The organism is Shimia sp., from assembly GCF_022448905.1.
In the GTDB taxonomy this organism is placed as follows: domain Bacteria; phylum Pseudomonadota; class Alphaproteobacteria; order Rhodobacterales; family Rhodobacteraceae; genus Shimia.
The window spans coordinates 139904-165042 of record NZ_JAKVCW010000004.1 but is presented as its reverse complement, the minus strand read 5'-3'; the positions used below and the strand labels follow the sequence as shown (position 1 = coordinate 165042).

The window sequence follows — 25139 nt, the reverse complement described above, 5'->3', positions numbered from 1 at the left end:
ATTAAGAGGGCGGACAAATTCGGGACTCATCCCGGAAGAGAAGGAATGTAGCCATGGCCCGCGGCAAAAAAATCTATGAAGGCAAAGCCAAGATTCTGTTTGAGGGCCCTGAGCCGGGCACCATTGTGCAATACTTCAAAGACGACGCCACCGCGTTTAACGCGGAAAAGAAAGACGTCATTGATGGCAAAGGTGTGCTGAACAACCGCCTCAGCGAATATTTCATGACGGGGCTGGGTCAGATCGGCGTGCCAACCCACTTCCTCAAGCGCATGAATATGCGTGAGCAGTTGGTGCGCAACTGTGAGATCATTCCGCTGGAAGTGATCGTGCGCAACTACGCCGCAGGATCCATGAGCAAGCGTCTGGGCATTGAAGAAGGCACACAGCTGCCGCGTCCGATTGTGGAATACTGCTACAAGGACGACAGCCTGGGCGATCCCTTGGTGTCGGAAGAGCATATTGCCGCCTTTGGCTGGGCCAGCCAGCAGGATATGGATGATATTCTTGGCCTGGCGCTGCGCGTGAACGATTGGCTGAGCGGTGTGATGTTTGGTGTGGGAATTCGCCTGATCGACTTCAAAATCGAGATTGGCCGTGTGTATGAGGGCGACTTCCAGCGTCTTGTTGTGGCTGACGAGATCAGCCCGGACAGCTGCCGTCTGTGGGACATTGAGAGCGGGCAGAAGCTCGACAAGGACGTGTTCCGCCGCGATCTAGGCAATCTGACCGACGCCTACGCTGAGGTCGCACGCCGTCTGGGTGTGCTGCCGAAAGGCACCGGCCCCAAGCCGACGCTTGTAAACTGACCCTGACCTAAGGCTCCCGCGCCCGGTTACGGGCGCCGGGGAATGACGAATTTTGGCAAGAAAAGCGGGACAGTCCCGCCACATGCCCAATTGGAGAGAGACCAAATGAAAGCCCGCGTATATGTCATGCTGAAGAACGGCGTTCTGGACCCACAAGGTGAGGCCGTGCGTCATGCCCTTGGCAGCCTTGGCTTTGATGGTGTGGAAGGTGTGCGTCAGGGTAAGGTGATCGAGCTGGATCTGGCAGAAGGCACCACCGAGGCGACTGTGACCGAGATGTGCGAGAAGCTGCTCGCCAACACCGTGATCGAAAGCTACCGGGTGGAGATGGGCTGATGAAAGCAGCGGTCATTGTTTTCCCGGGCTCCAACTGTGACCGCGATCTTGCGGTGGCATTTGAGCAGGCCGGCGCAGATGTCACCATGGTGTGGCACAAAGATACGGCGCTGCCAGAGAGCATCGACATGGTTGGTGTGCCGGGCGGTTTCAGTTTTGGAGACTACTTGCGCTGTGGCGCCATTGCGGCAAATTCGCCAATCTGTCAGTCCCTTATCCAGCATGCCGAACGTGGCGGGTATGCGCTGGGTGTCTGCAACGGCTTTCAAATCCTGACCGAGACCGGTCTGTTGCCGGGCGCGCTGCGCCGCAATGCCGGCCTGAAGTACATCTGTCGTACGGTTGGTCTGGAAGTCGCCAGCGCTGACACTGCGTTTACCTCCGGCTACAGCCAGGGCGACGTTGTGAACGTGCCGATTGCGCACCACGACGGTAACTACTTTGTGACCGACGAGAAGCTGGCTCAGCTGCGTGATGAGGATCGGATTGCGTTCACCTATACCGACAATCCAAACGGCTCGGTTGCGGATATCGCCGGTGTGGTCAGCAAGAACCGGCGTGTGCTTGGCATGATGCCTCACCCGGAGCGGGCGGCGGATACCGGCCATAATGGCACAGACGGGGTGGCAATGTTCCGCGCGTTGATGGACCAGTTTGCCACAGCGTGACTTGAGGGTGTCGGCGCGTCCGCGTAATATTCTTGCATGACGCAACACGCCTCCGACACCACTGAAAAACTGCGCCCGGCAACGACAAGCTGGCGGGCGCGTGTGACCTTGGCGGTGTTGGTCGTGGTCGCGGGGGTGACAATCTGGGTCACCAACAGCTTTCTGACAGATCGGTTTACAGCGAATACGCGCAATCGGGCGGAGCTTCGGTTGGCACTATATTCTGGCAACTTGTTGAGCGAGTTGCGACGCAACGCCATTGTGCCTCAGCTGCTGGCCAAAGACCCCGAGTTGATTGGGGCGTTGAATTCTCAGGATTTCTCCAGCTCCACCGCGCGGTTGATCAGTTTTGTAGATGAGATCGGTGCGGCCTCCTTGTTGATGCTGGATGAGACCGGACGCACGGTTGCGGCAACGGACCGTACGCGACTGGGAACTTTGTATCGAGAACAAGAGTTCTTTATCAATGCGTTACGGTCCAATGTTACCCTGTTTACCACGGCCAAGGATGAGACGGGGGCTTACCGGTTTATCTATTCCCGACGGTTGGAAAGCGGTGGCGCAACACTTGGTGTGATCGCGGTTGAGGTCGATCTGCACAAGTTTGAGCGGGCCTGGGCCGGGATTTCGGACGCGGTTTTGGTGGCAGACAGCGAAGGCACGATCATCCTGAGCAGTGAGCCACGCTGGCGCGGGTTGACCGAGGCGGAAGCGCTGTCGCGGCAGCCGGCTTTGGGCGCAATTGAGCGGGCCATTAAGGTGACGGCGGATTGGGCGCAGGACCCGGCGGATGCGTACCTTCGCGGCGAAGCCGTGATGCGCATGGGTGCACGTATTCCATTCCGCGGCTGGCAGATGACCAGTTTTACGAGCTACGCCGGTGTTCGGGAGAAAGTGAACGCGGTTTTGGCGCTGGAGATTATGGGATTTGCGATCCTGTTGGCACTGGGATTCTATGTGCTGGGGCGCAAAAGTGCGTTGCGCATGGCCTTGTTTCAGCGGGAAAGCGTGGAATTGCGCGGGTTGAACCAAAGGCTTCAGCGGGAAATCGCCGAGCGCGAGCGGATGCAGCAGAGCCTTGAGGTGGCGGAACAAAGCCTAGCGCAGAGTTCCAAATTGGCGGCGCTTGGGGAGATGTCGGCGGCGGTGAGCCATGAGTTGAACCAGCCTTTGGCGGCGATGAAAACCTATTTGGCCGGCGCGCAGCTTCTGGTGAAACGTAATCGGCCAGACGAGGCGTTGACCTCGTTTCAGCGGATTGATGACTTGATCGAGCGTATGGGGGCGATCACCAAGCAGCTCAAGTCCTACGCCCGAAAAGGCGGCGATGAGTTCCATGTGGTTGACATGGGGGAGGCTGTGGCCTCGGCTTTGTCGATGATGGAGCCGCAATTGCGCCAGCGGCAGGTGCGCATAAGCAAGATCGTGCCGACGGATCCGGTGCGCGTGATGGGCGATCGGGTGCGGATTGAGCAGGTGATGATCAACCTCTTGCGCAACGCGCTGGATGCGACGGAGTCCGTGGCAGATCCGGAGATCGAAATCCTTTTGGCAGCAGGGGAAACCGCCACTTTAACGGTGCGCGACAACGGGCCGGGCATCGAGGATTTGAACAACCTTTTTGAGCCGTTTTTCACCACCAAACAGCCCGGTGAGGGTGTTGGTTTGGGGTTGGCAATCAGCTCTGGCATCGTCAGCGACCTTGGCGGACGACTGACAGCGCGGAATGGAGACGGGCAGGGGGCTGTATTTGAAGTTCAACTGCCTATCTTGAACGAAGATATTGAAGCAGCGGAGTAAATTCGTGGCACAAAGCATGAAGATCGCTATCGTCGATGACGAGCAGGACATGCGGCAGTCGATCAGCCAATGGCTGGCACTGTCGGGCTATGACACTGAAACTTTTCCCAGCGCCGAGGATGCGCTGAAGGCGCTTGGCGCAGAGTATCCGGGGATTGTGATTTCCGACATCAAAATGCCGGGTATGGACGGAATGCAGTTTCTGAAGAAGCTGATGGGCGCGGACAGTTCGCTGCCTGTGATTATGATCACGGGGCACGGCGATGTGCCGATGGCGGTGGAAGCGATGCGCGTGGGTGCGTTTGATTTCCTGGAGAAGCCATTTAACCCAGATCGCATGACGCAACTGGCCAAAAAGGCCACCAATGCCCGTCGTTTGACCTTGGATGCGCGTGCGCTTCGGCGCGAATTGTCGGACGGCGATCAGATTATGAACAAGCTGATTGGGGCGAGCCCGGTGATGGCGCGTCTGAAAGAGGACATTCTCGATCTGGGGCAGGCCGATGGGCATGTTTTGATCGATGGCGAGACCGGCACCGGTAAGACGCTCGTGGCGCATGCGCTGCACGCGGTTGGCAGCCGGGCTGGTAAGAAGTTTGTGCTTGTGAGCTGTGGTGCTTTTGAAGAAGAGGCGCTTGCGAAGCGGCTGTTCGGGCCGATGAACCCGGAAGACAGTCAATTGCCTGCGGTGGAAGAGGCACGAGGCGGGACCTTGGTGCTGGAAGACATCGAGAGCCTAAGTGATGCGCTGCAAGCGAAGTTGCTCAACGTGATCAATGAGCAGGGCACGCCGGCGGAAACGCGGATTGTGGCGATTTCCAATATGCAGGAGCAGGACCGCACCTGCGAAGACGCGCTGCGCTCTGATCTATTCTACCGCTTGGCGGCCTTGCGGATCACGGTGCCGCCGCTGCGGCAGCGGGGGGAAGACATTCTGAGCCTGTTCACACGCCTGTCAGAGCAGTTCAGCGAAGAATATGGCTGTGACGCGCCGAAGGTGAGCGCGCAGGAAGCGGCGCAGCTGTTGCAGGCCCCTTGGCCTGGAAACGTGCGTCAGTTGATCAATCTGGCGGAACGGGCTGTGCTGCAGAGCCGTCGTGGTGAAGGCACCATTGCCTCGCTGCTGATGAGCGATCACGAGGAGATGCAGCCAGTGGTGACCACCGAGGGCAAGCCCCTCAAGGAATACGTTGAAGCGTTTGAGCGCATGTTGATTGACAACACAATGCGCCGCCATCGTGGGTCCATTGCCGGTGTAATGGAAGAGCTGTGCCTGCCACGCCGGACGTTGAACGAGAAGATGGCCAAATACGGTCTTCAGCGTGCGGATTACCTCTGATTTCAGGCCGATAGATTAAGTGAATGCCGCAGCCCCCTGAAGGGCTTGCGGCATTTTCTGTTTGGTGACAGGGTGCGCACCGATGGCGCTAACGGTATTTGCGGAGCTTTTTAGGTATGACGATGTTGAAATCCCCGGCGGCCTATTTGTTTGATATGGACGGATTGCTTCTAGATACGGAGCGGATGTTTCTGTCAGCCTTCGTGACACTGACGGATGACCTCAAGATCGCGCGAGAAGACGCCGAGGCGTTTTTTGGTGCGTTGGTGGGCACGTCGAGCCAGCATAGCACTGCGCAGTTGCAAAAGTTTCTTCCTAAGAGCACGGATGTGGCGGCGTTTGACCAGCGGTGGCGTGCGCTGCACAAGGAGAATGTCACCAACGGCGTGCCGGTAAAGCCATTTGCTGTTGACGTGCTTCGGACGATCCGAGCGAAAGGGGTACCGATGGCGGTTGTGACCTCCACCCATGGACCGGCGGCGCAGCATCATTTGGAGACCGCGGGGCTCCTGCCGTTTTTTGACACGGTCTGTACCGGCAATGAGGTGGCCGCCAACAAACCTGACCCGGAGCCCTATCTGGAGGGCGCGCGCCGGTTGGGAGTGGACCCGACGCATTGTGTGGCTTTCGAGGATAGTGATTTGGGCACCACAGCTGCGGTGCGGGCCGGGTGTTTTACGGTGCAAATTCCGGACCTGCGTCCGCCAAACACACCCCTGCCGGATTTGGGGCAGTTGATCGCCCAAGATTTGGGCCATGCCGCTGTCCAGATTGGGCTTTTTGACAAGGCGTTAACCTAAGCCAGGTATCCGTCAGACGATTCCCCATTGTGTTTTCCACAGGAGTGGTTTTATGTGGGGGAACGGTCTGCGCAGGCTTTGCGCGCCGTGATGAGTTTCGCTGAGTGTTGCGTATCAGGTGGCCCAACAGGACCCCGAGGGGCAGAGGGCCGGGCACAATACTCAGACCGATTGGGTTCATGAAAATGAACCAGTAGAGACGCCCGCACCGCCATGGCGGAGGGCATGTAACAGGCGCAGGCTCGGACACACCGATTGCCGCGTCGGAGAAGAAACGCGATGAAGCGCGCGAGTAATTTGAGAGACCGAGCAGGGACCGCAAGCGGCCCCATCGGCGGCGCGCATCCCCTCGCTCAGACAAGACACCCCAGACAAGTTCATCGACCCGATCCCCCGGGAGGGGCGCGGCGCTTGCGCGGGTGCAAACGGATAACATGGCTAAGAAAATGCTCATCGATGCCACCCACGCGGAAGAAACCCGCGTTGTGGTGGTGGACGGAAACAAGGTTGAGGAGTTCGACTTTGAATCCGAAAACAAGCGCCAGCTTGCTGGCAACATCTATCTCGCAAAAGTAACTCGGGTTGAGCCGTCGCTGCAGGCGGCCTTCGTGGACTATGGCGGAAACCGCCATGGCTTCTTGGCGTTTTCGGAAATTCACCCGGATTATTATCAGATCCCTGTGGCGGATCGCGAGGCGCTTATGGAAGAAGAGCGGGCCTATGCCGAGTCTCTGAAAGCGCGCGACGAGGAAGAAGAAAAGCCAAAGTCGCGGTCCCGTCGGTCGCGCTCTCGCAAGAAGAAGTCCGAGGATCAGGTGGCCACTGAGGCAGCCGAGACCGCGGCGGTTGAGGCGACATCCGAAGAGCCGGTTGCCGAAATCTCCGGCATGGAAACCATTGATTTGGTGGAAGATGCCGGTGGTGACGAGGACGAAGGCCTGTCGCCGATGGAACTGGTGGAAGAAACACCAGTTGAAGAGCCTGCAGAAGCAGAAGCGCCTGAAGCAGATGCCGAAGCTGAGGTTGACGCCGAAGCGGCTGGGGTTGCGTCAGCAGAGGCCGAAGAGGTTGCTGAGGAAGAGGCTGCAGAGGAAGCGCCGGTAGCGGAAGGCGAAACCTCAGAGGACTCCGAGGCCGCTGAACCAGAAGACACTGCGGACGCAGAAGAGCCTGTGGACGCTGCCGCTGAGGAAACGTCTGAGGACGGTGGGGACAAAGACGAAGGTCCAAAGACCATCGCAGCCAACACCGAAGGTGAAGACGCTGTGGTCAGCAAAGACCCGGAAACCGGTGAAGAAACTGAAACCGAGGCCAGCGCTGCGCCGGAAGGCGACGACGCTGCAGAAGCCGACGTTGCGGTGGAAGAGGCTGTCGAAGAGACCGAAGCGGCTGCGCCGGAAAGTGACGAAAATGCGGATTCTGAGGTAGAGCCTGTAGAAGAAAGTGCCGTGGAAGAGGCGCCGGAAGATGCAGAGGCAGAAACCGCTCAAGTTGAGGAAGTAGAGCCTGCCGCTGAAGAGCCTGAAGTGGCCGGTGATGCGGCGGATAGTTCTGAAGAAGCCTCTGAAAGCGCCGCTCAGGAAGAGGAAACGGTTGCTGACGCCGCTCCGGAAGCTGATGCAGAAGCAGCAGATGGTGCCGATGATGCGGATGCCGATGCGGACTCTGAAGCTTCCTCGGATGACGAAGACACGGGCAAGAAATCTGGCCGTCGTCGCTCCCGTCGTCGTGGCAAGCGCTCCGAGGCGTCTGAGAAAGACGAGAGCATTGAATCTGTCGCAGATGAAGACGACAGCGAGGATATTCGTCCGCCGCGCAAGCCGCGTCCGCGTCGCTACAAGATTCAAGAAGTGATCAAAGTGCGCCAGATCATGCTGGTGCAGGTGGTGAAAGAAGAGCGCGGCAACAAAGGCGCGGCGCTGACCACCTATCTGTCGCTGGCTGGTCGTTATTGTGTTCTGATGCCAAACACCGCGCGTGGTGGTGGCATTTCTCGCAAGATCACCAATGCGGCGGACCGCAAGAAGCTCAAAGAAATCTCCAACGAGATTGATGTGCCGCAGGGCGCAGGGTTGATTGTGCGTACGGCTGGAGCGAAGCGCACCAAGTCTGAGATTAAGCGCGACTATGAGTATTTGCAGCGCCTGTGGGAGCAGATTCGCGAGCTTACACTCAAGTCGACGGCGCCAGCCAAAATCTATGAAGAAGGCGACCTGATCAAACGCTCGATCCGCGATCTGTATTCGCGTGAGATTGACGAGGTTCTGGTGGAAGGTGAGCGCGGCTACCGCATTGCCAAAGACTTCATGAAGATGATCATGCCATCCCACGCCAAAAACGTGAAACGGTATCAGGACAGCCTGCCATTGCTGGCGCGTTATCAGGTGGAGAGCTACCTGTCCGGCATGTTCAACCCGACGGTGCAGCTGAAATCCGGTGGTTACATCGTGATTGGTGTGACCGAAGCGCTGGTGGCGATTGACGTGAACTCCGGTCGGGCCACTAAGGAAGGTTCGATTGAAGAGACCGCGCTGAAGACCAACCTGGAAGCAGCCGAAGAAGTGGCACGCCAGCTGCGTCTGCGTGACCTTGCCGGTCTGATCGTGATCGACTTCATCGACATGGACGAGCGCAAAAACAACACCGCTGTTGAAAAGCGCATGAAGGACAAGCTGAAGACCGATCGGGCGCGCATTCAGGTGGGCCGGATCTCAGGCTTTGGTCTGATGGAAATGAGCCGTCAGCGTCTGCGTCCTGGTATGATCGAGGCGACCACCCAGCCGTGTCCAGCGTGTCACGGCACTGGTTTGATCCGCTCTGATGACAACCTGGCGCTTTCGATCCTGCGTCAGATTGAAGAAGAAGGCACGCGTGGCCGGTCTCGCGAGGTTCTGGTGAAAGCGCCAGTGGCCATCGTGAACTACCTAATGAACCAGAAGCGTGAGCATGTGGCGCAGATCGAAGCGCGCTATGGCTTGTCTGTGCGTATCGAAGCCGATCCACATCTGGTGTCTCCTGACTTCTCGATCGAGAAGTTCAAGACAGCGACCCGTGTTGTGTCAGCGCCAGAGGCGCCGGTTGTGTCCGGTGACATCTCGATCATGGACGCGATTGATGATGCGGACGTGGAAGACGCCGAAGTGATTTCGGAAGAAAAAACCGAAAGCGAGGAAGGCGAAGCCAAGCCGAAGAAACGCCGTCGTCGCCGCCGTCGTCGTCGGGGCAATGGCGAGAATGGCGAAGGTGACGCGTCTGGTGATACATCTTCTGAAGGCGATGCCGATCCAATTGAAGAGGGAGACGCCTCTGAGGGGGGCGACGATAGGCCAGCAGAAGAGGCCGCGGAGGGTGAAGAGAAACCCAAGAAGCGCAGCCGGAGCCGTCGTAGCCGGTCTCGCGGCAAGAAGTCTGAGGCCGCATCGGAAGAGGTGAGTGCTGAGGACGCCGCTGATGAGGCGCCTGCGGCGGACGCCGCGGAAGCTGAGCCTGTGGAAGCGCAGGAGCCTGTGACCGAAGTAGTGCAATCTGAGGCTGCGGACGTTGCTGAGCTAATTGTCTCTGAGCCGGAAACGGAAACCGCTGCGGAAGTGGCAGCTCCTGAACCGGCAGCTGAAGAGGCTGAAGCCCCAGCAGCAGACGCCGAGGCACCAGTGGAAGCCGAAGGTGAACCTGTCACCGAAGTTGCGGTGGCCGAGCCGGAACCGGCAGCCCCACCCAAGCCAAAGCGGCGCGGCTGGTGGTCACGCGGTAAGTAAGTTGGAAGCGCCGGGGGGAGACCCCGGCGTTTTCTTTTGGACGTGTGAAAGGCTGTTCAGACGCTTGATCCGAGGTCCTTGAGCACATGTTTAAGTTTAGTGCGCCGGCAGAGAATTTCTAAGCTGGCTGTTTTCTGAGATTTAAGGTCTGCTTACATCTTCCGGAAAAGGTACGAAAAAATACCTTTTATGCTTGAAGATATTTTAAGCTTAAAAAAAATTTCTCCAGCTTATTGACGGACGCCCCTCAGAACGCCCAAGGTTCCTATTGAAAAGACAAAGAACCAGGGAGCGACAAAATGAAGTTGCGGAGTGCGGCGCTGGCCGCGGCAATGGCATTGGCAGGCGCAACAGCGCAGGCGGATGTGAAAGTTGGAATGATCACCACACTGTCCGGCGGCGGCGCAGGTTTGGGCATCGACGTGCGCGATGGCTTCATGCTGGCCGTGAAGCAGGCGGGCCGGGATGATCTGGAAGTTGTGATCGAGGACGATCAGCGCAAGCCGGACATCGCGGTGCAATTGGCCGACAAAATGATCCAGTCTGAAAAAGTCGACGTGCTGACCGGCATCATCTGGTCCAACCTCGCCATGGCCGTGGTGCCAGCCGCGACGGCGCAGGGAAAATTCTACCTGTCGCCCAATGCGGGCCCATCGCCACTTGCGGGCAAGGGCTGTCATCCGAACTACTTCAATGTCGCATGGCAGAACGACAACTTGCACGAAGCTGCTGGCGCATATGCCAACGATAGCGGTCTGAAGAACAGCTTCATCCTCGCGCCAAACTATCCGGCGGGCAAAGACGCGCTGACGGGTTACAAACGCTTCTTTGATGGTGAATTGGCTGGCGAGTTGTACACCAAGCTGGGGCAGACTGACTACGCCGCCGAAATCGCTCAGATCCGTGCGTCCGGTGCTGACAGCGTGTATTTCTTCCTGCCGGGCGGCATGGGGATTTCCTTCCTGAAACAATATGCGGCCAGTGGTGTGGACCTGCCATTGGTGGGGCCGGCGTTCAGCTTTGATCAGGGTATCCTGCAAGCGGTGGGTGACGCGGCGATGGGTGTGAAAAACACCAGCCAGTGGAACAAGGACATCGACAACGCCACCAACGCGGCATTTGTGGAAACATTCCAGGCTGAGTATGGCCGTTTGCCGTCGCTCTATGCGTCGCAAGGCTTTGACACCGCCAACCTGCTAATCTCTGCGATGGGCAAGGCGGATGTGGCCGACGCAGATGCGTTCCGTGCTGCGCTGAAAGCGGCGGAGTTTGACTCTGTGCGCGGCGACTTTGCCTTTGGTGACAACCACCATCCGGTTCAGGACATCTATGTACGCGAAGTGATCAAGGAAGGTGACGTTTACACCAACAAGATCATTGCGACTGGCCTGAGCAACCACGCGGATGCCTATGCGGCAGACTGCAAGATGTAAGTGACTTCGGGGAGGCCTTCGGGCCTTCCCACCTCCATGCATCTTGGCGGGGTAGGTGCATGATGTTCAGTCTTCAATATCCTGAATAAACTATCTTTTCTGCGCTGATCTTTTGGCGGAGGGGTGCCGCTTTGGCACTGAATGAGGGCAATGACAACACTACTATTCATAGAGCAGATGCTAAACGGGCTACAGTTTGGCGTGATGCTGTTTCTCATGAGCGCGGGCCTGACTTTGGTCTTTGGCGTCATGGGGCTGATCAATCTGGCGCATGGGTCGCTTTATATGATTGGCGCTTTTGCCGCTGCAGCTGTGGCGGCCGCAACCGGCTCCTTTGTGCTGGCCTTGATGGCGTCTTTGGCGGCGGCGGCACTGGCTGGGGCGCTCATTGAACTGACCATCATTCGGCGCTTGTACGACCGGGACCATCTGGATCAAGTGCTGGCGACTTTTGCGTTGATCCTGATCTTTTCCGAGGGCACGCGCTGGATGTTTGGGTCGTTCCCCTTGTTCCTGGATGTGCCTCCGATGTTGGCAGGTCCGGTGACCTTGCCGGGCGGGATCGAGTACCCTGCGTACCGACTGTCCATTATCGTTATTGGCCTCTTGGTGGCGGTTGGCATGTTTGCCCTGATCAATCGCACGCGGGTGGGCATCCGTATCCGTGCGGGTGAAGCCGATCGGGAGATGATTGCCGCCCTGGGCGTGGACATTGCCAAGCTTTACACATTTGTCTTTGCGCTTGGCGCGGCGTTGGCCGGTTTTGCCGGGGCTTTGGTGGGTGCGATCCAGTCGGTGCAAGTGGGCATGGGCGAACCGGTTCTGATCCTGGCCTTCGTGGTGATTGTGATTGGTGGCATTGGCTCGATAAAAGGGGCATTTGTTGGCGCCTTGCTGGTGGGGATCACAGACACAATGGGGCGGTTTTTGCTTCCGCAAATCTTCGCATTGTTCCTTGAACCATCGGCGGCGGTGTCGGTGGGGTCGGCGCTAGCGTCGATGCTGATTTACATCCTAATGGCGGGCGTTTTGGTGTTCCGTCCCCGCGGACTATATGGGGTGGCGTGAGATGACACGGGAAACCTGGATCAATGTGGCCGCGCTGGCGGTTTTGCTTGGGGTGCCACTTTGGGCGTTGATGGCGGATGAGCCTTTTATTATTACACTGGCGACACGTGCCGCGATCTTTGCGCTGGCAGGCGTGGGGTTGAATCTCGCGCTCGGGACTGGTGGTTTGGTGAGCCTGGGACACGCGGCGTTCTTTGGCATTGGCGGCTATGCGATGGGTATTCTGGCGAGCCATGCGCAGTCTTACGCGCCAATCATGGAAGCACCGTTTCTGATCGAAGGCACAAAATCGATGCCGGTGATTTGGCTGGTAGCGATGGTGACAAGTGCTCTGGCCGCGCTGGCGATTGGGGCGTTGAGCCTGCGGACCTCGGGCGTGTATTTCATCATGATCACCCTGGCCTTTGGGCAGATGATCTACTACTTCGCGATCAGCTGGCCGGCTTACGGCGGTGAGGATGGTCTGTCGATCTATGTGCGCAATGAGTTTCCGGGGCTGAACACGCTGGTGCCAATGCAGTTCTTTGGCTTGTGTTTTGCGATCCTGTGTCTGGCCCTGTTGCTGATGAATGCGATCCATAAATCAGCCTTTGGGCTGGCGTTGAGCGCGGCGCGGCAGAATGAGACACGGGTGTTGTCCGTAGGTCTGAAACCCTATCATCTGCGGTTGGTGGCCTTTGTGATTTCCGGCGCGGTGACTGGTCTGGCGGGCGCGTTGTTTGCGGATCTTAACCGCTTTGTCAGCCCGACAATGCTGAGCTGGCAGATGTCGGGGGAGATCATCATTTTCATTATTATTGGCGGCGTTGGACGGCTGTTTGGGCCGGTGATTGGCGCGATGATTTTTATCCTTCTGGAGCATACGCTGGGCGGATTGTCGGAGTTTTGGCACGTTTACCTGGGCGCGCTGCTGCTTGGCATCGTGCTTTTTGCAAAAGGCGGCGTGATTGGTGCCCTTGCAGGTCGGGAGAAAGCCCATGACTGATGTGGTGTTGAGTACGGAGCGGCTTTTTAAAAGTTTTGGCGCTCTGAAGGCCACCAATGATGTGTCACTGGATTTGCGCAAAGGGGAAATCCATGCGCTGATTGGTCCCAATGGGGCAGGGAAGTCGACGTTGATCCAGCAAATCACCGGGCATTTGGCCTCTGACAGCGGCACAGTGCGGCTGATGGATGAGGATCTAACCGGTGTTGGTTCAGCGGAGCGCGCGCGCAGAGGGCTTGGGCGGACGTTTCAGATCTCGTCCTTGGCGATGGAGCACACGGTTTTGCAAAATGCGGTGCTTGGCGCCTTGGGGCAGCGTGGCAATGTGATGTCGTTTTTCAAGCCGGTGATGAAAGATGCGCAGCTTGTGTCGGCGGCGAAGGCGGCCTTGGCGCAGGTTGGATTGGCGGAGTTTGCAGCAACACGCACGGCGGATTTGAGCCATGGGCAGCGGCGGCAATTGGAAGTCGCGGTTGCGCTGACCTTGAAGCCAAAGGCCTTTTTGATGGATGAGCCGATGGCTGGCCTGGGCCTAGAAGGGGCGCAGCAGATGATTGGACTTTTGACAGAGTTGCGCAAAGAGGCGCCCATTCTGTTGATTGAGCACGATATGGACGCGGTTTTTGCGCTGGCAGATCGGATTAGCGTGTTGGTTTATGGCGAAGTGATTGCCACAGGAACACCAGAGGAAATCAAAGTGAATCCAGAAATCCGGCGGGCCTATCTGGGGGATGAGGTGCCAGCATGAGTTTGATTGAGCTAAAAAATGTCGCGGCATTTTATGGCCCCAGTCAGGCGCTATTCGAAGTGTCGTTGAGCGTTGGCGAAGGTGAAGTGCTTGCGCTCATGGGGCGCAACGGCATGGGCAAGACCACCACCGTAAAAGTCATGTGCCGGATGCTGAAGAATTCGGGTGGCGCAGTGCAGTTTGGCGGGCAGGATATTGGCGGTTTGCCATCCTATAAGGCCGCGCGATTGGGTATTGGCCTAGTGCCCGAGGGTCGCCGGTGTTTTGCAAATCTGTCGGTGTATGAGAACTTGATCGCGGCGGCCCGCAAAGGGGCTTGGGACTTTGCGGCGGTGTGCCGGTTGTTCCCGCGCTTGGAAGAGCGGCGAGATCAGTCCGCGGCGTCGCTCTCTGGCGGAGAGCAGCAAATGTTGGCGATTGGCAGGGCGCTGATGACCAATCCGAAGTTGCTTATTCTGGATGAGGCGACCGAGGGGCTGGCACCCGTGATCCGTCAGGAGATTTGGGAAGCAGTCGCCAAGCTCAAAGCCGAAACCGGCATGGCGATCATAGCCATCGACAAATCCCTGAAAGAGTTGGGGCAGGTGGCCGACCGTGCGGTGATCCTTGAAAAAGGGCGCACGGTCTGGACCGGTGGTTTTGACGCTTTGGGGCCGGAAGAGACCGACCGCTATCTTGGCGTCTAGGGCTTTGATTTAGGCAAAACCGGCGCGGTGCGGTCTGTGGACAGCTGCGCGTCGGAAAACACCCATGGGCCGCGCAGGCCGCGCACACCTTCGGCCTCCACCACCATTCCACGGGCCGCGATTTGTGGGTCGGTCAACGCCTGTTCAATGGAGTTGATTGGACCGGCGGGAACAGTCGCTTCTTCGAGTGCCGCCAAAAGTTCTGCTGAGGACCATTTGCTGGTTTCTGATTCAATTTGCGCGGTGAGGGCGTCGCGATTGGCGACCCGCAGTTGGTTGGTGGCATAATCGGGCGCGTCACCCAAATCGCCGCGCGACAGCACTCCGCAAAGGCGTTGGAATTGACCGTCGTTGCCAACAGCAATGATGATGTGACCGTCGGATGTGGGGACCACCTGGTAAGGCGCGATGTTGGGATGCGCATTGCCTTTACGGTTTGGGCTGTCCCCGGTGGCGAGGTAGTTCATCGCCTGATTGGCCAGCATAGCGGTGGCGCAATCCAAGAGGGACATGTCGATATGCTGTCCGCGCCCGGTGGTGTGGCGTTGTTCGACGGCCGCCAGAATACCGATGGTGCCATAGAGACCGGTTACGACGTCTGTGACGGCAACGCCGACTTTTTGTGGTTGCCGCTCCGGCTCGCCGGTGATCGACATCAGTCCGGACATGCCTTGCAACAGAAAGTCATAGCCAGCGCGGGAGGCATAGGGGCCGGTTTGACCAAAGCCGGTGATAGAGCAGTAAATCAGGCGTGGGTTGATTTTGGACAGCGTATCGTAGTCCAGGCCGTATTTCTTCAGACCGCCGACTTTGAAGTTCTCGATCAGGATGTCGGCGTCTTTGATCAGCTCCAGCACCTGTGCGCGGCCTTCCTCGGTACGGAAATCTGCCACCACAGAGATCTTGCCGCGATTGGCGGCATAGAAATAGGCGGCCGTTTTGTCGCCGTCGCGCTCGATAAAGGGTGGGCCCCAGGTGCGCGTGTCGTCTCCCTGGGGGGCTTCCACTTTGATGACCTCAGCACCAAGGTCGGCGAGTGATTGGCCGATCCACGGGCCAGCCAGAATGCGGGCGAGTTCTACAACTTTGAGACCTTTGAGTGGGGTCATGGGAAGCCTTCAGAGATAGGGCGGCGTGCAGGCGGAAACCACCTCCGCCGGTTTGTCAGAGATATTGCGGAAGCGGTGGGGTTGTCGGCTGTCAAACAGATAGCTGTCCCCTGCGCGCAGGATTTGGGTTTGGCTGCCTACGGTCACTTCGATTTCGCCCGAGAGCACGATGCCGCCTTCGTTTGCGGGGTGGGATAGCATGGTTTCTCCGGTGTCAGCCCCTGGGGCATAGTGTTCACGCAGGATTTGCAAGCCGTGGTCTTTGGCGTTGCCTACCTGTTTGAGGGTCAGTTTCGAAGCCTCAGTGCCCAGTTGTGACGTAAGGTCAGAGAGCGCCTCTGGACCAAAGAAGACTTGACCCGGTTCATGGGTTTCCGGCTCAAAAAACTCGGCCATCGACATGCCCATACCGCCCAGAATTTTGCGCAAGCTGGCCACAGAGGGGCTGGATCGGTTGGTTTCGATCATGGATATCTGCCCATGCGGTACGGCAGCATATTGCGCCAGCTGACGCTGGCTTAATCCCGCAGATAGGCGTAATTTTTTAAGGCGATCACCTATGTCAAACGTGTCGCTCATCGGAGCCTCCGCTCTGGGCCTGTGGCTGTGGTATACTGCGCCAACAGGACGCAACGAAACTTTGATCAATAAGGTCTAGCAATGCTCAATATTCTGCGCAATAGAAGGCAAGAAAGTTTTCGCGACGTTGCGACGTTTGTCCTCGGTTGCCTTGACGCAGGGGCAGGGTCGGACATGTTGGGCGGCAACGGAAATTGATGTTTTGCGCCCCTGTGTGGGCGGACGGAAGGAGATACCATGGCCAAGGATCTGGCACCACAGTCCAAACCGGAATTGGGTTCGTTCAACTGGGAAGACCCGTTTCTGATTGAAAGCCAGCTGGAAGAAGATGAGCGCATGTTGCGCGATGCCGCGCGCGCGTATTGTGATGAGAAGCTGGCGCCTCGGGTGACTGCGGCGTTTGAGAAGGAAGAGACCGATCCGGCGATTTTTGCCGAGATGGGCGAGATGGGCCTGCTGGGCACCACCATTCCTGAAGAATACGGCGGCATCGGAGCGGGCTATGTGACCTATGGGTTGGTCGCGCGTGAAGTGGAGCGTGTGGACAGCGGCTATCGCTCGATGATGTCGGTGCAGAGCTCGCTCGTGATGTATCCGATCTACGCTTATGGCTCTGAAGAACAGCGCAAGAAGTACCTTCCGAAGCTGGCGTCTGGCGAGTGGATTGGCTGTTTTGGTCTGACCGAACCGGATGCGGGCTCTGATCCGGGCAGCATGAAGACCACCGCCAAGAAAGTGGACGGCGGTTACGTGCTGAATGGCGCCAAGATGTGGATTTCCAATTCCCCAATCGCGGATGTGTTTGTGGTTTGGGCCAAGTCCGATGCGCACGGCGGCAAAATCCGTGGCTTTGTTCTGGACAAGGGTACCAAAGGCCTGTCCGCGCCAAAGATCATGCACAAGGCGTCGCTGCGCGCGTCGATTACCGGCGAGATTGTGCTCGACAATGTGGAAGTGTCAGAAGATGCGCTGTTGCCAAATGTCGAAGGGTTGAAAGGGCCGTTTGGCTGTCTGAACCGTGCGCGGTACGGCATTGCCTGGGGCGCAATGGGGGCAGCGGAGTACTGCTGGCACGCGGCGCGCCAGTACGGGCTCGACCGTAAGCAGTTTGGCAAGCCTTTGGCTCAGACGCAGCTGTTCCAACTGAAGCTGGCCAATATGCAGACCGAGATTTCGCTGGGTCTTCAGGCGGCGCTGCGGGTTGGCCGTTTGATGGATGAGGCCCAAGCGGCGCCGGAAATGGTGTCGATCATCAAGCGCAACAACTGTGGCAAGGCGCTGGATATTGCGCGTCTGTCTCGTGACATGCACGGCGGCAATGGCATCAGCCTGGAATTTGGTGTGATCCGTCACATGGTGAACCTGGAAACGGTGAACACCTATGAAGGCACACATGACGTGCATGCACTGATCCTTGGGCGTGCGCAGACCGGTCTGCAGGCATTTTTCTGATACTTTTCAGATTGTAATGTCGTAAAGTTAAGGCGCGTCACTGAGGGTGGCGCGCTTTTCTCTTCTAAGAGACGACGTTGCCGCGCGGTCCACCTCAAACGATGATGTGATCACCACGCCAAATAGAATCTTTGCCTGATGCGGGGAATAGCGCTCCAAGCGGACGTCTTCGGCAACCAGTTGAGGGTCGCGCTCCAACGGATTGCCATACCCACCTCCGCCAGGCGTTTGCACGTGCACCCGGTCACCTGCATTTAGCGGAATGTCTTGTTCCTTTGACAAGTGTTCGGGCGTGTAGGGCGCACTATCGCGATACACCGTGACCTTGTTGACCTCGCCGTCACAGCCACCGCGAGCACCTTGCGGACCAAAGCGTCCGTGGTCCATGACGAAGCTGGCCTTGGCCTCACCGCGACGCAATTCGACCTCATAGTCCAGACCAAAACCCCCACGATGTTCACCTGCGCCGCCGGAGCCTTCGTGTAAGGCGTAATGACGATAGAGCACCGGGTAGGCTTGCTCCATGATTTCAATGGGTGGTGCCTTGGAAATGCCGATTGTTGAGCAGCCGTTTGAGAGGCCGTCGTGCTGGGCATTGCCGCCATAACCGCCGCCAGAGATTTGATACATGACGTAGTTGCGACTGCGCGTGGGATCAAAACCGCCAAGCGCAAAGTTTCCGCTGGTCCCAGCGGGAGCCGCTGTGACTTTTTCGGGGATGGCTTGAACGAGCGCGGCAAAGACCGCTTCGGCGATGCGTTGAGATACTTCGGCGGCACAGCCAGAGACCGGGCGAGGGTATTTGGCATCCAGGAATGAATCTTCGATGCCTGTGATAGTGAAAGGTGCAAAAGCGCCAGCGTTCATGGGCACGTCGGGGAAGATATGGCGCATGCCGAGATAGACTGCGCTGTGCGTTGTGGCGCGCACCGAGTTCATCGGACCCAAGCAGGGCGGGCTGCTGCCTTGGAAGTCAAACGTCAGCTCTTCGTCGGTTTTGGTGACATTGAGCGCGATGGTCAACGGCGTGTTCACCACGCCATCGCTGTCCACGTAGGCTTGGGAGCGGTAGATCCCGTTGGGGATGTTCTTCAAGCAGGCGCGCATTTGGGAAGAAGCGCGCATGTTGAGTTCGGAGATTGCGTTGGAAACGGTAGCGTCGCCGTAACGGTCGAGCAGGGCCGCGAGACGGGTTTCACCGACAAGCAGGGCCGCGGCCTGTGCTTGCACGTCGCCAATGCGTTGCTCGGCCACGCGAATGTTGGACTGGATAATTGCAAAAATCTCTTTGTCCAGAACTCCTTGCTTGAACAGCTTGACGGGCGGTAAGCGCAACCCCTCTTGCTCAACGGCCGTCGCGGACGCGGAAAATCCACCAGGCACGGCTCCGCCTGTGTCCGGCCAATGACCTGTGTTGGACAGCCAACAGAAGATTTCTCCGTCACGGTAAAACGGTTTGGCAAAGCGCACGTCCATCAGGTGTGTGCCGCCCAAGTAGGGGTCATTGACGATATAGATGTCGCCCGGGTTGGGCGCCGCGACATCGCTGGAGTTGATCATTTCGATCAAGGTCCGTGTGGAATGTTGCATGGTGCCGACAAACACAGGCAAGCCTGCGGTTCCTTGCGCAATCAGAGCGCCGTCAGAGGCGGCATAGATGCCGTCGGAGCGGTCGTTGGCCTCTGCGATCACTGGAGAAAAAGCCGCGCGGGAGAACGCCAGATCCATTTCGTCGCAAACCTGTTGCAACCCGGCTTGAATGACGGTGAGGGTGATCGGGTCTAGCGTCATGCGCCACCTCCCACATGGAGGATCAGGTTCCCAACGGCATCCGATGTGACGTGATCCTCTGGCGGAACAACAATTGTGGTGTCCATTTGTTCGATGATGGCAGGGCCACTTATGGCTGCGTCGCTTGGCAGTGCCTTCCGATTGCAGACGGGGGTTTCCAACCAGGTGTTTCCGAAGAATACGTTTCGGGTATCGGTTTGGGCGCTTCCCAGAGTTTTCGCGCGGGACGTGGGGCAGGAGAGCAATGAGAGGTCTAAAGGTGGACGGCGGCCTAAAATGGAGCAGTTTACGTTCACGATTGCGGCGGGCATGTCGTCAAGCGCAACCTGAAACCGGCTCAAATACGCGTCTTCGAAGAGCGCCTGCAGTGCGTCGAGTGACATCTGCTGGTCGACAACCGGAACGCGGAGAAGGTGGGTCTGGCCGACAAACTGCATATCGAGAGAGAGGATGGTGTCTACGCTGTCCAAAGAGATAGTCTCCTTTGCAATCAGAGCCTTTCCCTTGGATATTAATGTGCCAAAAATGTCAGCTAGCTTGCCCGATGGCAGGTCGAACAAAGGCGTGTTGATTGTGCGCACAAAGTCATGTCGCAAGTCGGCCACCACGCAGCCCAGGGCGTTGGTGAGCCCAGGTCGGGCCGGGATGAGTACGCGTGGGATGTCGAGTTCTTTTGCCAAAGCTGCGGCGTGCAAAGGGCCGGCACCGCCAAACGCAAACAGCGCAAAATCGCGAGGATCGGCGCCAAGAGAGAGCGACACCATTCGGATTGCGCCGGCCATTTTCGTATTTGCCACCTGCACAACAGCTTCGGCGGCTTCGACAGCGGAGCATTTCAAGGCCGGGGCAAGGTGTTCGGTAAAAGCGCGACGGACCTCTTTGGACCGCTGTAACTGTTCGTCCAGTGATAGGCCTGATGGGCGTAGACGGCCAAGAAGGTAGTTGGCGTCAGAGATTGTGGGTTGCGTGCCGCCGCGGCCATAGCAGATCGGGCCGGGGGTTGCGCCAGCGCTTTCAGGGCCAACCTCCAAAAGCCCGCCTGCGTTGATCTTGGCAATTGAGCCGCCACCTGCGCCAACCGTGCGCACATCCACCATCGGCACATGGATGGGCATGCCGTATTCGACTTCGATTTCGTTGGAGACGGAGGGCGTGGCATCCCGGATCAAAGCCACATCCGTTGACGTGCCGCCCATGTCGTAGGTGATCAGGTTGGGTTCATTTGCCGCGCGGCCTGTGAACGCGGCTGCCATGACTCCAGACGCTGGGCCAGACATCACGGTTTTGGCGGCTTCCTTGGAAACCGACTGTGCACTGACCATGCCGCCGTTGCCATTCATGATCAGCAAGTCTCGAGCATAGCCTTGGTCTGTTAAAGCGTGAGACAGGCGGTCCACATAATTACTGAGCACCGGTTGCACGGATGCGTTTACCGCTGCCGTAACGCCGCGCTCATACTCGCGGCTCTCCGACAATAAGGCATGACCGGCGGTGATGTAGTCGTTGGGCCAGAGCTTGTGCAGCACTTCTACCGCCTGCAGTTCATGCGTGGGATTTGCGTAGGAATGCAGGAAGTGCACAACGACAGCCTCACATCCTTTCTCCAGCAAAGTATTGGCCGCCGTTTTGACGGCTTCGATATCGAGGGGCGTGAGAATGTTGCTGTCGCTGTCCATGCGTTCCGGTACTTCAAAGCGCAGATCGCGGGGGATGAGGGGCTTAAATTCACCAAACATCCCATAAGCCTGTGGCCGGGTTCGGCGGCCAAGCTCCAGAATGTCGCGAAATCCTTGCGTGGTGATCAGGCCTGTGCGGGCCAGCTTGCGCTCAAGAACGGCGTTGGTGGTGGTCGTGGTGCCGTGCACAATAAGATCAAGCGCAGCAATTTCGCAGTTGGCCGATGCCAGTGCGTTCAGGACGCCTTGGGACTGATCTTCGACCGTGCTGGGCACTTTGGCGAGGCGGAGACCTTCCGAGCTTAGCGCCACAAGATCGGTAAAGGTGCCGCCGACATCGACGCCCACGACCGTGCCGGTTTGCGTGTTTTCAGATTCGGCCACCCGCGATCCTCCGTGCAAATCCATTTGCATGCAAATGATGGAGGCTGGGATATTTACCTGTCAATCGCTGTGAATTCGAATCGAAGAGGTGACAGGAGCGTCGCCAACAACATAGGCGCGGTGGTCATTTGTGGACAAAGTCACGCGAATCTCGTGCTGACCAGGTGGTAAGTGGCCGACTGTTGTCTCTGCTGAATAGAGGCGGCCAAGCTTCAAGCCGTTGAGGTAAATGTGACCGTGACCCGTGCCGGGAACGTGCGGGCCGTCGACAAGGTTTGGCGTGAATTCGAAGTCCTCAGACGTGACCAAGACTTTCCAGCCAGCCTCGATTTTCGTGGCTTCCAAGGAGATATTTGGCGCCGGTTCGCCGTCGCCGACCTGACAGATGTCACCGATACCGAAAAGTCCGTAGTTGGAAGCGTCACCTTTGGTTTGCGGCGCGATAATCCGAGCGCGAGTGGTGAGCGTTCCGGCATGCGCAAAGGTTAGTGAAATTGGGACCGTGCGGCCATCATCCAGTGATCCAGAAAGGTCGTTGAGTTGTAGAAATACGCCATCTGCGGCCAAGGAAGCTGTACTATCTGCCGGAACGGCAAGCGGTCCATATCGCTCGCTTAGGGTAGCGGTTTGGGCTTCTGGTGAGCTGGCAGAGAGAAGCGTTTCCGGTTGGCCAGCGTTGTCGATTTTCACAAAGACCGCCAGTTGATTGGGGTCGGTTTCCAAGGGCGCGGCGGTGGCGTTGGAGAGCAGTATTTGAGGTGACTTTGCGGGCTTTAGGAACACAATTCCGGCGGCAAAAACTGCTCCGAAGACGGCCCCAAAACCCAAAATCTTTCGCGCTTTCATCTCTTTTGCCCGTCGCTATAGTCGCCGTATGATAGCCACGATGTCCCACACTCCGCCCGTAAACAAGCTTCGGAAACGCATGTTATTCTCTGTGTTTGCAGGTGTTACAACGGTTGGCACCGCGGCGCAGGCACATACTTCGGAGGGTGGTTTTGTGCTGCTGCTGCCGACGGATATGTATATCGCGTCTGGTGTTTTGGCTGTGGCACTCACCGTCGCAATGCTGGTGTTTCTGCCGGACAACGCAGTCAGAAACCTGTTCCGGCCGCTGTGGCTTTGGCGGGTGCAAATGTGGGGTCTGCCGACTGTTACCAGCTTGCTATCCAGCGTTTTTCTACTTTGGCTGGTTTACATCGGTTTGGAGGGACCGCGGGACCCATTGGCCAATCCGCTGCCGCTGACACTCTGGACGGTTTGGTGGGTTGGCTTGGTGTTTGTGCAAGGGTTTGTTGGCGACATCTGGCGCTGGATCAATCCGTGGTCAGGGGTGGTTCGTGTGTTGCGTCCTTTGATTGGATTCCAACCGCTGCTGCGGTTTCCACCGCAAATTGGCCATGCCGTTGGACTGGCGTCCTTTATGGCTTTTGTCGCCTTTTTACTTGCCGACATCGCACCCTCCGATCCGGCCCGGCTTGCCCGAGCGGTCCTGGGCTATTGGATGTTTCATCTGATTGGCGCACTGCTGTTTGGGCCACGTTGGATGTTGAGTGCAGAAGGCATCAGCATGGTGATGCGTCTTTATGCGCGTTTGGCGCCGTTGGGACGTCGCGGCAGTCGGCGAGCTATCGGGTTTTGGGGATGGCAGATTGCGCAGAATACTAAGCTGGCCTTTGGTCCGGCGTTACTTTGTTTGTTGGTTCTCGGCAGTGGCAGCTTTGACGGTGTGAATGAGACTTTCTGGTGGTTGGCGCAACTTGGCCTGAACCCGTTGGAGTTTCCCGGGCGGTCAGCCGTTGTCTGGCAAACGCTCGGCGGCTTGGCGCTTAGCAACCTGCTGTTGGTTGTGGTCTTTGTTGCGACGCTTTGGATGGGCCTGAAGCTTGGTAAAATTACCGACATTGGACTAGGTCAGGCGTTTTGTCTGTTCGCGCCGACGGTGTTGCCCATCGCGCTTGGCTACCACTTTGCCCATTATTTCACGAGCTTTCTTGTGGAGGCGCAATATGCGTTGATCGCGGCGACAGATCCTTGGGCGCGGGGGCAGGATCTATTGGGGCTCGGACAGGTCTACGTCACCACTGGGTTTTTCAACACTCAAGAGAGTGTGCGCGTCCTCTGGCTGTGTCAGGCGGGTGGCGTTGTGATTGGCCATATCGTGGCGGTTTTACTGGCTCATGCCGTGGCTGTGAAACACTTCGGCACTGGCCGTGCGGCGCTGCTGTCTCAGGTGCCCCTCGCTATCTTTATGATTTGCTACACATTTTTTGGCCTTTGGCTGCTTGCATCGCCGCGCGGCTTCTGACACAACACGCGCCCTCTAGACAGAACCGTCATTCATTCGCACTCTAACAGCTGTGAAGAGTAACGGAATTTTCGGTCACAGACCATGTGAACACAGGGGGTAAAGTGATGACCAAATCCAAGACCGTACCAGTAACAGGCGCGCAGCCAACGCGCCGTGATGCGCTCAAGACTTTGGCGCTTGGCGGGGGCGCCGCAGCTGCCATGCCGCTATGGGCGCGCTACGCAGGCGCAAAAACGTCCGAGCCAATCAAAGTGGGTTTTCAGGTGCACCGGACCGGTATCGGCGCCGCCTATGGGCGGTGGTATGATCGCACAACCACAGCCGCAGCGGCCCTGATCAACGAGCAAGGTGGGATCAACGGGCGTCCGCTGGAAATTGTGGCCGAAGATGACGGGACCGATCCCAAACGTGGGGCGGAAGTGGTCGAAAAATTTGCCACCCAGCACAACTGTGACATCGGTTTTGGGACTCTGTTCTCCCATGTTGTGATTGGCTCTGCGCCGCGCGCAGGAGAATTGAAACTGCCGTATTTTGTGGTGTCTGAAGGCCATCATGTGGCGAGTGGGATGTTGAACCGCTATACTCTCCAGCCAGGTATCACTGACGTGAAAAGCCAGGTGCAGGCGATGGCGCCATTTGTGGCAGAGAACCTTGGTAAGAAGGTCACGATGATCTTCCCAGACTTCGCGTTTGGCCATGACCATCGCGACTACTTCACTGCGGCGATTGAGGCGCAGGGGGGGGAGGTTCTGGAACATATTGCGATCCCGCCGACAGAAACCTCGTTCACCAAGTATTTCCCAAAAATTCCGCGCGACACGGAGGTGATTTACCATGTCATGGTGGGGCCGGCCGTGCTGACCTTTGTGAAGGAGCTGGGCGAGTTCTTTGGGCCGCAACGCCCTGAGATGTTTGGCTTTATCGACAGTCTGGAAGCGGTGGACATTGGCAGCCCAGGGCTTGAATTCCTGGATGGCACCTACTTTTGGGAAGGCAATCCGCGCTATGCGCAGGAAGATCAGTCCGAATATGACGCCTTCTTCCGCGAGCGTGTTGGTGTGGATGCCAATGGTGCCTCTGTGAGCGATCCCAAAGACGTGTCGACCTATGCGCACATGTTTGGCTGCTGGGAAACGTTGCACGTGGTCAAAGCGGGTATGGAGAGCGCCGGATACCGCGGGCCGCAGGACCGGGCTGCGCTGGTTGAGGCTGTGGAAGCCATGACCGACATGCCGCATTCCAACGCGCATCCGCAGGGCGCAAAGATCTTCAACGGCAAAACCCACCAAGTATTTGGGCATCAGTACATCACCAAGGTGGTCGATGGAAAACTGCTTTTGGTGCACACCACGTCGATTGAGGACACGTTCTATCCGGACGAGGTGGATTACACCACGCAGGCCCTCTGAT

At 57.8% G+C, this 25139-nt stretch carries 20 protein-coding genes; 15 read left to right on the top strand and 5 right to left on the bottom strand.

Annotation, left to right across the window (positions count from 1 at the left end; translation table 11 throughout):
• Window positions 1–53: 53 nt before the first annotated feature.
• The 12 genes from purC (at window position 54) to MK208_RS05850 (ending at window position 14427) form a co-directional block, all read left to right on the top strand.
• On the top strand, window positions 54–809 hold the full coding sequence (gene purC, locus MK208_RS05905; RefSeq protein WP_294114869.1) for a phosphoribosylaminoimidazolesuccinocarboxamide synthase: 756 nt from the start codon (window positions 54–56) through the stop codon (window positions 807–809).
• 105 nt (window positions 810–914) lie between these two features.
• Window positions 915–1145 (top strand): phosphoribosylformylglycinamidine synthase subunit PurS, encoded by a 231-nt coding sequence (gene purS, locus MK208_RS05900; RefSeq protein WP_058240728.1) that lies wholly within the window; start codon window positions 915–917, stop codon window positions 1143–1145.
• Window positions 1145–1813: a phosphoribosylformylglycinamidine synthase subunit PurQ gene (gene purQ / locus MK208_RS05895; protein WP_294114864.1), complete on the top strand. Its 669-nt coding sequence runs from the start codon at window positions 1145–1147 to the stop codon at window positions 1811–1813. Before purS ends, purQ begins: the two co-directional genes overlap by 1 nt.
• 36 nt (window positions 1814–1849) lie before the next feature.
• Window positions 1850–3613 carry an ATP-binding protein gene (locus tag MK208_RS05890; RefSeq protein WP_294114862.1) on the top strand — a complete coding sequence of 588 codons (1764 nt, stop codon included), beginning with the start codon at window positions 1850–1852 and terminating at the stop codon, window positions 3611–3613.
• A 4-nt stretch (window positions 3614–3617) separates the two neighbouring features.
• Window positions 3618–4952: a sigma-54 dependent transcriptional regulator gene (locus tag MK208_RS05885; RefSeq protein ID WP_294114860.1), complete on the top strand. Its 1335-nt coding sequence runs from the start codon at window positions 3618–3620 to the stop codon at window positions 4950–4952.
• Window positions 4953–5068: 116 nt separating this feature from the next.
• On the top strand, window positions 5069–5752 hold the full coding sequence (locus MK208_RS05880) for an HAD family phosphatase (protein WP_294114859.1): 684 nt from the start codon (window positions 5069–5071) through the stop codon (window positions 5750–5752).
• Between the two features lie 446 nt (window positions 5753–6198).
• Window positions 6199–9507 carry a ribonuclease E/G gene (locus MK208_RS05875; RefSeq protein WP_294114858.1) on the top strand — a complete coding sequence of 1103 codons (3309 nt, stop codon included), beginning with the start codon at window positions 6199–6201 and terminating at the stop codon, window positions 9505–9507.
• Window positions 9508–9806: 299 nt separating this feature from the next.
• Complete coding sequence (locus MK208_RS05870) at window positions 9807–10940, top strand: ABC transporter substrate-binding protein (protein WP_294114857.1); 1134 nt, start codon at window positions 9807–9809, stop codon at window positions 10938–10940.
• A 150-nt stretch (window positions 10941–11090) separates the two neighbouring features.
• Entirely contained in the window at window positions 11091–12008 is a 918-nt protein-coding gene (locus MK208_RS05865) for a branched-chain amino acid ABC transporter permease (protein ID WP_294114855.1), read from the top strand.
• A 1-nt stretch (window position 12009) separates the two neighbouring features.
• The gene (locus tag MK208_RS05860; RefSeq protein WP_294114852.1) at window positions 12010–12993 is read left to right on the top strand and encodes a branched-chain amino acid ABC transporter permease; all 984 of its coding nucleotides are present in this window, start codon (window positions 12010–12012) and stop codon (window positions 12991–12993) included.
• Window positions 12986–13741 carry an ABC transporter ATP-binding protein gene (locus MK208_RS05855; RefSeq protein WP_294114850.1) on the top strand — a complete coding sequence of 252 codons (756 nt, stop codon included), beginning with the start codon at window positions 12986–12988 and terminating at the stop codon, window positions 13739–13741. The genes MK208_RS05860 and MK208_RS05855 overlap by 8 nt, the downstream gene beginning before the upstream one ends.
• Window positions 13738–14427, top strand: coding sequence for an ABC transporter ATP-binding protein (locus MK208_RS05850; RefSeq protein ID WP_294114848.1), 690 nt, complete (start codon window positions 13738–13740; stop codon window positions 14425–14427). The genes MK208_RS05855 and MK208_RS05850 overlap by 4 nt, the downstream gene beginning before the upstream one ends.
• Here MK208_RS05850 and MK208_RS05845 read toward each other — a convergent pair.
• Both MK208_RS05845 and MK208_RS05840 read right to left on the bottom strand, forming a co-directional pair.
• Window positions 14424–15536, bottom strand: a complete 1113-nt coding sequence (locus MK208_RS05845; protein WP_294114847.1) for a CaiB/BaiF CoA-transferase family protein — start codon at window positions 15534–15536, stop codon at window positions 14424–14426. The genes MK208_RS05850 and MK208_RS05845 overlap by 4 nt on opposite strands.
• A gap of 9 nt (window positions 15537–15545) precedes the next feature.
• Window positions 15546–16115 (bottom strand): cupin domain-containing protein, encoded by a 570-nt coding sequence (locus MK208_RS05840; protein WP_294114846.1) that lies wholly within the window; start codon window positions 16113–16115, stop codon window positions 15546–15548.
• Between the two features lie 237 nt (window positions 16116–16352).
• Between MK208_RS05840 and MK208_RS05835 the strand changes: the two genes are divergently transcribed.
• Entirely contained in the window at window positions 16353–17567 is a 1215-nt protein-coding gene (locus MK208_RS05835) for an acyl-CoA dehydrogenase (RefSeq protein ID WP_294114844.1), read from the top strand.
• Between the two features lie 27 nt (window positions 17568–17594).
• On the opposite strand, the gene MK208_RS05830 is transcribed toward MK208_RS05835, so the two are convergent.
• The 3 genes from MK208_RS05830 to MK208_RS05820 are packed head-to-tail and all read right to left on the bottom strand — an operon-like array spanning window position 17595 to window position 22264.
• Complete coding sequence (locus MK208_RS05830; protein WP_294114842.1) at window positions 17595–19358, bottom strand: hydantoinase B/oxoprolinase family protein; 1764 nt, start codon at window positions 19356–19358, stop codon at window positions 17595–17597.
• Window positions 19355–21418 carry a hydantoinase/oxoprolinase family protein gene (locus tag MK208_RS05825; protein WP_294114841.1) on the bottom strand — a complete coding sequence of 688 codons (2064 nt, stop codon included), beginning with the start codon at window positions 21416–21418 and terminating at the stop codon, window positions 19355–19357. Before MK208_RS05825 ends, MK208_RS05830 begins: the two co-directional genes overlap by 4 nt.
• Window positions 21419–21478: 60 nt before the next feature.
• Entirely contained in the window at window positions 21479–22264 is a 786-nt protein-coding gene (locus MK208_RS05820; RefSeq protein WP_294114840.1) for a copper chaperone PCu(A)C, read from the bottom strand.
• Window positions 22265–22304: 40 nt separating this feature from the next.
• Here MK208_RS05820 and MK208_RS05815 point away from each other — a divergent pair, with 40 nt between their 5' ends.
• Together MK208_RS05815 and MK208_RS05810 are read left to right on the top strand one after the other, a co-directional pair.
• Window positions 22305–23726 (top strand): hypothetical protein, encoded by a 1422-nt coding sequence (locus MK208_RS05815; protein WP_294114838.1) that lies wholly within the window; start codon window positions 22305–22307, stop codon window positions 23724–23726.
• 107 nt (window positions 23727–23833) lie between these two features.
• Window positions 23834–25138 carry an ABC transporter substrate-binding protein gene (locus tag MK208_RS05810; RefSeq protein ID WP_294114836.1) on the top strand — a complete coding sequence of 435 codons (1305 nt, stop codon included), beginning with the start codon at window positions 23834–23836 and terminating at the stop codon, window positions 25136–25138.
• The last annotated feature ends 1 nt before the right edge of the window (window position 25139 follow it).

Excerpts from the sequence above, each read along its gene's own strand:
- MK208_RS05870 (WP_294114857.1), top strand. The coding sequence starts at position 9,807 with ATGAAGTTGCGGAGTGCGGCGCTGGCCGCGGCAATGGCATTGGCAGGC.
- purS (WP_058240728.1), top strand. The coding sequence starts at position 915 with ATGAAAGCCCGCGTATATGTCATGCTGAAGAACGGCGTTCTGGACCCA.
- MK208_RS05845 (WP_294114847.1), bottom strand. The coding sequence starts at position 15,536 with ATGACCCCACTCAAAGGTCTCAAAGTTGTAGAACTCGCCCGCATTCTG.
- MK208_RS05865 (WP_294114855.1), top strand. The coding sequence starts at position 11,091 with ATGACAACACTACTATTCATAGAGCAGATGCTAAACGGGCTACAGTTT.
- MK208_RS05850 (WP_294114848.1), top strand. The coding sequence starts at position 13,738 with ATGAGTTTGATTGAGCTAAAAAATGTCGCGGCATTTTATGGCCCCAGT.
- MK208_RS05830 (WP_294114842.1), bottom strand. The coding sequence starts at position 19,358 with ATGACGCTAGACCCGATCACCCTCACCGTCATTCAAGCCGGGTTGCAA.
- MK208_RS05820 (WP_294114840.1), bottom strand. The coding sequence starts at position 22,264 with ATGAAAGCGCGAAAGATTTTGGGTTTTGGGGCCGTCTTCGGAGCAGTT.
- purQ (WP_294114864.1), top strand. The coding sequence starts at position 1,145 with ATGAAAGCAGCGGTCATTGTTTTCCCGGGCTCCAACTGTGACCGCGAT.
- MK208_RS05810 (WP_294114836.1), top strand. The coding sequence starts at position 23,834 with ATGACCAAATCCAAGACCGTACCAGTAACAGGCGCGCAGCCAACGCGC.
- purC (WP_294114869.1), top strand. The coding sequence starts at position 54 with ATGGCCCGCGGCAAAAAAATCTATGAAGGCAAAGCCAAGATTCTGTTT.
- MK208_RS05840 (WP_294114846.1), bottom strand. The coding sequence starts at position 16,115 with ATGAGCGACACGTTTGACATAGGTGATCGCCTTAAAAAATTACGCCTA.
- MK208_RS05890 (WP_294114862.1), top strand. The coding sequence starts at position 1,850 with ATGACGCAACACGCCTCCGACACCACTGAAAAACTGCGCCCGGCAACG.
- MK208_RS05880 (WP_294114859.1), top strand. The coding sequence starts at position 5,069 with ATGACGATGTTGAAATCCCCGGCGGCCTATTTGTTTGATATGGACGGA.
- MK208_RS05875 (WP_294114858.1), top strand. The coding sequence starts at position 6,199 with ATGCTCATCGATGCCACCCACGCGGAAGAAACCCGCGTTGTGGTGGTG.
- MK208_RS05860 (WP_294114852.1), top strand. The coding sequence starts at position 12,010 with ATGACACGGGAAACCTGGATCAATGTGGCCGCGCTGGCGGTTTTGCTT.
- MK208_RS05815 (WP_294114838.1), top strand. The coding sequence starts at position 22,305 with ATGTCCCACACTCCGCCCGTAAACAAGCTTCGGAAACGCATGTTATTC.
- MK208_RS05835 (WP_294114844.1), top strand. The coding sequence starts at position 16,353 with ATGGCCAAGGATCTGGCACCACAGTCCAAACCGGAATTGGGTTCGTTC.
- MK208_RS05855 (WP_294114850.1), top strand. The coding sequence starts at position 12,986 with ATGACTGATGTGGTGTTGAGTACGGAGCGGCTTTTTAAAAGTTTTGGC.